Below are 1870 nucleotides of genomic sequence, written 5' to 3' on the forward strand. Positions count from 1 at the left end.
CACCAGCGCCAGCGCCCGCTCCGGCCCCGGCCCCAGCGCCCGCTCCGGCGCCCGCTCCGGCCCCAGCACCAGCACCGGCACCGGCCCCAGCACCGGCGCCCGCGCCAGCACCGGCTCCGGCACCAGCGCCCGCTCCGGCCCCAGCACCGGCACCGGCTCCGGCCCCAGCACCGGCGCCCGCGCCAGCACCGGCTCCGGCGCCCGCGCCAGCCCCGGCCCCAGCACCGGCGCCAGCACCAGCCCCAGCACCGGCTCCGGCACCAGCACCAGCACCAGCCCCAGCACCGGCTCCGGCTCCGGCTCCGGCTCCGGCTCCGGCTCCGGCGCCTGCCCCGGCGCCAGCGCCAGCGCCAGCACCGGCTCCGGCTCCGGCTCCGGCTCCGGCGCCTGCCCCGGCGCCAGCGCCAGCGCCAGCACCGGCTCCGGCGCCAGCGCCCGCGCCTGCCCCGGCTCCGGCACCGGCGCCCGCTCCGGCCCCAGCCCCGGCCCCAGCACCGGCCCCAGCGCCTGCCCCGGCGCCAGCGCCAGCGCCCGCTCCGGCACCGGCGCCAGCGCCAGCCCCGGCCCCAGCACCGGCGCCAGCACCAGCACCGGCACCAGCACCGGCGCCGGCGCCCGCTCCGGCCCCGGCACCGGCGCCCGCTCCGGCCCCGGCTCCGGCGCCCGCTCCGGCTCCGGCCCCAGCGCCTGCACCGGCGCCGGCTCCGGCGCCGGCGCCCGCTCCGGCCCCGGCGCCCGCCCCGGCTCCGGCGCCGGCGTGGTCGTGGTGATGGCCGTGAGCCGGTATGTGGTGCGGGGCTGTTGCCGGTGCTGCGAATGCACTTGCGGGGAGCAGTGCGCCGCCTGTTGCCAGGACGGCGGTGGTGGCCAGCATGATCAGTCGTCGTCGCATACGGGAGTTGCTGTCGTTGTGAGTCATGGGAATTCTCCTCCTGGGGTAAGTCGAACCGCTGGGAGGCGTGGTGCCCCTGGGTGCGGTTCCTGCCCGTGTCCTTTGCGGGCGTTGTCTTCGACTCAACCCCGGCAGCTGCGTCCAGTCGCGTTCCGAAAATTCGTACCTTGACGAAGGAGGTGAATCGGTATCCGTGACGGCAGTCCGGGCCGCTGGCGCAGGGTGCAGGCGCGGACGGTTTGCTGCCCGGCCTCGAGCGGGATCCGGTGTGGCGGCAGCCGGCCTGCTCTCCTGGGAGCCGCGGCCTGGGGGAGGAGGGGGAGCGGGGCGCGTGTCAGGCGGGGGAGCGGATGCGGGCCGGGGAGGGGATGCGGCGGGCCGTTGTGAGTGAGGTGAACTCCCGGCCGCCGGCGGTGTGCCGTGGCCGTGGAGGGTGATGCCGGACTGCCGGACTGCCGGGGGCTGGGGTGGCGTCAGTTGGCTGGTGTGGGCGGGGTGTTGGGGGTGGGAGGCTATCGCCTCGCAAGGGCGGATCCTGCAGGCCTGTCCCGGATCCGGGGCATCCCTTTGGCGGAAGGGGCTGCTGAAGGGCGTGCCGCGCAGCCGCCGGGCCGGCCGGCGCGCGGCGCCTGCCGGTTCGGTGCGGCGCGTTCTCGTCCGGCCTGGTCGCTTCTGCGGACCGGCGGCTGAGTCCTCTCGTGCCCGCCGGGCCGCATCGCCGGCGAAACCACGGCACCGGGCTAATGGTGAGGGCGGGGTTGAGGGTGAGGGTGGTGGGTGCCGGTAGCGGGCCGGGCGGGGCCTCAGCCGGCAGCGGCCCGGGCCGGCTGCGTCCCTGGCAATTCCGGGAGCACTTCTCCTCTCGCGCCGTGCCCTCTCGTGCCGTGCCCTCTCGTGCCGTGCCCTCTCGTGCCGTGCCCTCTCGTGCCGTGCCCTCTCGTGCCGTGCCCTCTCGTGCCGTGCCCTCTCGTGCCGTGC

1 pseudogene is annotated in these 1870 nt (G+C 77.8%); it reads right to left on the reverse strand.

Going from position 1 to position 1870, the window contains the following annotated elements:
• Window positions 1-822: pseudogene (locus ACZ7P3_RS39575) on the reverse strand (hypothetical protein); the annotation flags it as partial.
• Window positions 823-1870: the final 1048 nt, after the last annotated feature.

The sequence above is a fragment of the Streptomyces sp. NPDC107581 genome, assembly GCF_055657175.1.